Genomic DNA, 5,761 nt, shown 5'->3' with positions numbered 1-5,761 from the left:
CTCCTCCAGATCCTGCTTGGCTTCGTCGAGATGTTCGTCGGCGTCGGCGCGAGCCGCGTCCGCGACATGTTCGACCAGGCCAAGAAGAATGCGCCCTGCATCATCTTCATCGACGAAATCGACGCGGTCGGCCGCCATCGCGGCGCCGGCCTCGGCGGCGGCAATGACGAACGCGAGCAGACGCTGAACCAGTTGCTGGTCGAAATGGACGGCTTCGAATCCAACGAAAGCATCATCCTGATCGCCGCCACCAACCGACCGGACGTGCTCGATCCGGCGCTGCTCAGGCCCGGCCGTTTCGACCGCCAGGTGGTGGTGCCGAACCCCGACATCGTCGGCCGCGAGAAGATCCTGAAGGTGCATGTGCGCAACGTGCCGCTGGCGCCCAATGTCGACCTCAAGGTGATCGCACGCGGCACGCCGGGCTTTTCCGGCGCCGACCTGATGAACCTCGTCAACGAATCCGCCCTGATGGCAGCACGGCGCAACAAGCGCCTTGTCACCATGGCCGAGTTCGAGGACGCCAAGGACAAGATCATGATGGGCGCCGAGCGCCGCTCGTCGGCCATGACCCAGGCCGAGAAGGAACTCACCGCCTATCACGAGGCCGGCCACGCCATCCTGGCGCTGAACGTGCCGTCGGCCGATCCGCTGCACAAGGCGACGATCATTCCGCGCGGCCGGGCGCTTGGCATGGTCATGCAGTTGCCGGAAGGCGACCGCTATTCGATGAGCTACAAATACATGATCTCGCGCCTCGCCATCATGATGGGTGGCCGCGTCGCCGAGGAGTTCAAGTTCGGCAAGGAGAACATCACCTCGGGCGCCTCCTCGGACATCGAGCAGGCGACCAAGCTGGCGCGCGCCATGGTCACGCGCTGGGGCTTCTCCGACAAGCTCGGCCACGTCGCCTATGGCGACAACCAGGAAGAGGTTTTCCTTGGTCATTCGGTGGCGCGCACGCAGAACGTCTCGGAAGAGACGGCGCAGATCATCGACGCCGAAGTGCGCCGGCTGATCGACGAGGCCTATTCGACGGCGAAATCCATCCTGACCAAGAAGAAGAAGGAATGGATCGCGCTGGCGCAGGGGCTGTTGGAATATGAGACGCTGTCAGGCGAGGAGATCAAGCAGTTGATCGCCGGCCACAAGCCCGCCCGCGATCTCGGCGACGACACGCCGCCGAGCCGTGGCTCGGCCGTGCCGAAGTCCGGCAGCCGACGCAAGAAGGGTCCGGAGCCCGAAGGCGGCATGGAGCCTCAGCCGTCAAGCTAGGGTCCGGCCCAAGAGGTTGATTTCGAAAACGCCGCGGCTTGGACCGCGGCGTTTTTTGTTCAGGAGGTGGAGAGGACTGCGGAATTGTCCGCGACCTGTACCCGACCTGCAACGTTGGCGATCGGCGAAAGCCGGTGTGGCGGCCAATCTCCCCCCTCGTGGGGGAGATGTCCGGCAGGACAGAGGGGGGCACTGTCCCGCCGGCATCTTGGGGCTAGGGCGAACTTCACTCTGGCTGTTAGTTCGAATTTCCCTCATCGCCTCGGTTTCGCCGAGCCACCTCTCCCCATTTTCGGGGAGGCGAGGAATCCAAACTAGAATGAAAGCAGCGATCCTTCGCGCCCCCCTCTGCCCTGCCGGGCATCTCCCCCACGAGGGGGGAGATTGGCAGCGTCGTCGATGGCGCCTCCTTGCAACGCAAGAGTGGCCTCTCCTGAAGCGGCGAACAAAAAAGGCCCGCGAACCTTGCGGTTCGCGGGCCTTTCGTCTTTCAGATGCTGCTATCTATCAGCTCTTCAGCGCGGCATTGCACAGGCTGTAGAAGCCGCCGCCCTTCTGGATCCACTTGAGGCCGCCCAGCGCGTTGGCGTCCTTGTTGGCGTAGTACTGATCGAGGCAGGTATGCATACGGCCTTTGGCCGGGGTCTCGGTGCTATATTTCTGGGAGATCGCCTTCGGAAACTTCACACCTTGGGGAGCGGTGACGGTCGGTGTTTCCGGGTCGCTGGTGTAGCTCGCCTCATCGGCAGCCGGCACGGTGTCGTCGTCGGATGCACCAGTACCGCACTGGCTCTTGCGGAAGTCGTTCCACTTCATGCCGTTCAGCGTGTTGCCGGTCTTGGCCGCCTGATACTTGGCGCTGCAGTCCGCCATGCTGAGGCCTTTGCCGGCGTCAGCAGTTGCCGCTGCCTTGGTCGTCGCTGCGGCCGGTTCTACCGTAGCGCCGGCGCCGGCGGCACATGCGCTCTTGCGGAAGTCGTTCCACTTCATGCCGTTCAGCGTGCCGGCAGCCTTTGCAGCCTGGTATTTGGTGCTGCATTCTTTCGCCGTCAGGCCCGGTGCCGAGTCATCAGTGGCCGCTGCCGTCGCAGCCGGTGCTGCCGCGGCCGGTGCTGCCGCAGCGGTAGCGCCGGCGGTGCATTCAGTCTTGCGATACTGGTTCCAGGTCAGGCCGTTCAGTGTGCCGGCGGCCTTGTCTGCCTGATACTTGGTGCTGCACTCTTTCGCCGTCAGGCCCGGCGCGACGTCATCGCCAGTGGCTGCTGCCGCCTTGGTCGTCGGCTTGGCGGGTTCTGCCGTGGCGCTGGCGTCGGTGCCGCATTCGGCCTTGCGGAACTGGTTCCAGTTCTGCCCGCCAAGTGTTCCGGCGTCCTTGGCCGCGTTATACTTGGTGCTGCACTCGGCCATGGTCAGCGCATTGGCAGGCGCCGCCAGGAACAAGGTCACGACGGCAAGACCCGTCAAAGTGGCAAGTCGATGGATGAGCATGCATTTTCTCCCTACAGCGGTTCATGATATGTCCCAGCAAATCAATAGCGCTCAACGGCTGGTTGCGCCAGATGCCAAGTAGCGTAAAAAGTGCCGGAAAGTGTATTCTTTCCGATAAGGTGATGAAATCGTTGCCGGGCGCTGTCTCGCAGCCAAGTTTTTCCGGGTGCATTTGCACGGAGAGCGCGTATATAGCGGTTCGCAGTCAGGAGACTGCCTCGCATGACAGCCAGTCGAACCGGCTGGTGCGGCGGATCCTGAATTCACCTCGGTCTGGAGCAGAACGACGCGCGGATTCCGAATTCAAAGCCATACTGACACACATCAAGAATCCAGATGCGGTTTGAGTTGAAGTTCCTGAACGCTGCTGCCGCAATCAGAGCAGGGAACTTGAAAATCAATACAGTGGCGTGACACAAAACACACAAAACAACAATTTTCTAAGGATTGGAGGCATATAATCATGCATTGTGATGATAGGGCTCGGGCCAATTTGTGGCATGACGTGCCGGGAAAGAACCATCGGGAAGCTGACTAGTATGGCAGGAAGTTATTTCGGCACGGACGGCATTCGCGGGCGCGCCAACAGGTTTCCAATGACGGCGGAGATCGCCATGAGGGTCGGCATGGCCGCTGGCCTTTCGTTCCAGCGCGGCAATCATCGCCACCGCGTCGTGCTCGGCAAGGACACCAGACTTTCCGGCTACATGATCGAGAATGCGATGGTGTCGGGCCTCTGCGCCGCCGGCATGGACGTGTTCCTGCTCGGCCCGATTCCGACGCCCGCGGTCGCCATGCTGGTGCGCTCGTTGCGCGCCGACATCGGCGTGATGATCTCGGCCTCGCACAATCCTTACTATGACAACGGCATCAAGCTGTTCGGCCCGGATGGCTACAAGCTCTCCGACGAGATCGAGGAGCGCATCGAGGGGATGCTCGACAAGGATATCGAACTGGCGCTCGCCGATTCGGACGGGCTCGGCCGCGCCAAGCGCGTCGACGGCGTCCATGACCGCTATATCGAATTCGCCAAACGCACGCTGCCGCGATCGATGTCGCTTTCCGGCCTCCGCATCGTCGTCGATTGCGCCAATGGCGCTGCCTACAAGGTGGCGCCCGAGGCGCTGTGGGAACTCGGCGCCGAGGTCGTCGCCATCAATGTCGAGCCCAACGGCTTCAACATCAACAAGGAGTGCGGCTCGACCCATCCGGCCGGCCTGCAGAAGAAGGTGCACGAAGTGCGCGCCGATATCGGCATCGCGCTCGACGGCGACGCTGACCGCGTCGTCATCGTCGACGAGAATGGCGCGATCGTCGATGGCGATCAGATCATGGCGCTGATCGCCGAGTCCTGGCATCAGAGCGGACGGCTGGCCGGCGGCGGCGTCGTCTCGACGGTGATGTCCAATCTCGGCCTCGAACGCTTCCTCGGCGACATGAACCTGCAGTTGCACCGCACCAAGGTCGGCGACCGCTATGTCGTCGAGCACATGCGTGCGCACGGCCTGAATGTCGGCGGCGAGCAGTCTGGCCACATCGTGCTGTCCGATTTTTCCACGACCGGCGACGGCCTCGTCTCGGCGCTCCAGGTGCTCGCCTGCATCAAGCGGCAGAACCGGCCGGTCAGCGAGCTGTCGAAGAAGTTCGAGCCGGTGCCGCAGCTTCTGAAGAACGTCCACATTTCCGGCGGTAAGCCGCTCGAGGAAGCCCCGGTCAAGGCAGCGATCGAAGATGCACGCCACCGCCTGGGCAAGGCCGGTCGCCTGGTCATCCGGCCATCCGGCACGGAGCCGCTCATCCGCGTCATGGCGGAAGGCGACGACCAGCAACTGGTCGAGGCCGTCGTCAACGACATCGTCGAGATCATCTCGGAAACACGCAGCGCCGCCTGATCCTGCAGCTTTTGCTGGTCTGAAAAGCCCGCCTTCCGGCGGGCTTTTTCGTTGGGTTGCAGGTCAACGCTGCCCGTAGTTTCCTCGAATTCTAGAGATTCATGGTTAAGCGATACGGTTAAACGCCTTTTAACTTTTCCAATTCATTATCCACGACTGAAGCCAATCACATTCGGACGCGTTCGCTGTGCCGAGGGTTCTCAGGGGTGACAAGCATGTTCAATACAGCAAGAATGGCCCTCTTTGCCGCGCTGTTCGCGGGCGTAGCCGGACCAGTGTTCGCCGCCGACTTCGTCGAGCCGCCCGTGATCGAGCCGGCCCCGCCACCGGCCGTCTACGAGCAGCCGGCCGAATATGGCGGCTGGTACATTCGCGGCGACATCGACTATCATTGGTCGAAGTTTCGCGGCGCCGACTACATCACCTACGGTGACACACCCGGTACTGGTCGCTTCGACAGCGGCAAGCTGGAGAGCGCCTTCTCGGCCGGTGCCGGCGTCGGTTACCAGATCAACCAGCATTTTCGCACCGACCTGACCGCGGACTGGATGAGCAAATCCGATTTCCGCGGCTCGACCAGCGGCTTCTGCGGCATCAACCCCTGCACTTCGACCGACACGTCGTCTTATACGGCGCTGCTGCTCCTGGCCAATGCCTATGTCGATATCGGCACCTGGCACGGCATCACGCCTTATGTCGGCGCCGGCATCGGCGGCGCCTGGGTCAAGTGGGACAAGCTGCACAACACCATTGACGACGATACGTTTGAGCATAGCGGCGGCAAGGGCTGGCGCTTTGCCTATGCGGCGATGGCGGGCGCCTCCTACTGCCTGACCGATCGCGTCAAGCTCGATCTCGGTTACCGCTTCAGCCATATCGAAGGCGGCAAGATGTTCGACTTCGCCAGCGATGTCGGTCCCGGACATGACAAGGGCATCAATGTGCACGAAGTGCGCGGCGGTCTGCGCTATCAGTTCGGCAACTCCGGCTGCGCCCAGCCGGAACCGATCGCCTATGAACCCGAACCGGTCTACACCAAGTAATCGCTTCGACAGCAGGTTTACGGACCGCCCGGCAAAGCCGGGCGGTTTTCGTTTGTGTCGGGA

The 5,761-nt window shown here is 62.2% G+C and carries 4 protein-coding genes; 3 read left to right on the top strand and 1 reads right to left on the bottom strand.

Annotated features, from left to right (window positions below):
• A partial coding sequence (ftsH, locus tag EOB36_RS32815; RefSeq protein WP_128286524.1) for an ATP-dependent zinc metalloprotease FtsH occupies nt 1–1,275 on the top strand: 1,275 nt, incomplete at its 5' end.
• A gap of 507 nt (nt 1,276–1,782) precedes the next feature.
• Here the strand turns inward: ftsH and EOB36_RS32805 are convergent.
• The gene (locus tag EOB36_RS32805) at nt 1,783–2,763 is read right to left on the bottom strand and encodes a hypothetical protein (RefSeq protein WP_128286522.1); all 981 of its coding nucleotides are present in this window, start codon (nt 2,761–2,763) and stop codon (nt 1,783–1,785) included.
• Nucleotides 2,764–3,302: 539 nt separating this feature from the next.
• On the opposite strand from EOB36_RS32805, the gene glmM reads away from it, so the two are divergent.
• Together glmM and EOB36_RS32795 are read left to right on the top strand one after the other, a co-directional pair.
• Nucleotides 3,303–4,655, top strand: coding sequence for a phosphoglucosamine mutase (glmM, locus tag EOB36_RS32800; protein ID WP_128286521.1), 1,353 nt, complete (start codon nt 3,303–3,305; stop codon nt 4,653–4,655).
• Nucleotides 4,656–4,870: 215 nt separating this feature from the next.
• Complete coding sequence (locus tag EOB36_RS32795) at nt 4,871–5,698, top strand: outer membrane protein (protein ID WP_127288389.1); 828 nt, start codon at nt 4,871–4,873, stop codon at nt 5,696–5,698.
• The last annotated feature ends 63 nt before the right edge of the window (nt 5,699–5,761 follow it).

It is taken from the genome of Mesorhizobium sp. M6A.T.Cr.TU.017.01.1.1 (genome assembly GCF_004023115.1).
GTDB classification, from domain to species: domain Bacteria; phylum Pseudomonadota; class Alphaproteobacteria; order Rhizobiales; family Rhizobiaceae; genus Mesorhizobium; species Mesorhizobium mediterraneum.
Note: the sequence above shows the minus strand (reverse complement) of the source record. Positions and strands in the feature narration are given on the sequence as shown.

Bases quoted from the DNA above. Each gene is read 5' to 3' on its own strand.
- glmM (WP_128286521.1), top strand. From the start codon at position 3,303: ATGGCAGGAAGTTATTTCGGCACGGACGGCATTCGCGGGCGCGCCAAC.
- EOB36_RS32795 (WP_127288389.1), top strand. From the start codon at position 4,871: ATGTTCAATACAGCAAGAATGGCCCTCTTTGCCGCGCTGTTCGCGGGC.
- EOB36_RS32805 (WP_128286522.1), bottom strand. From the start codon at position 2,763: ATGCTCATCCATCGACTTGCCACTTTGACGGGTCTTGCCGTCGTGACC.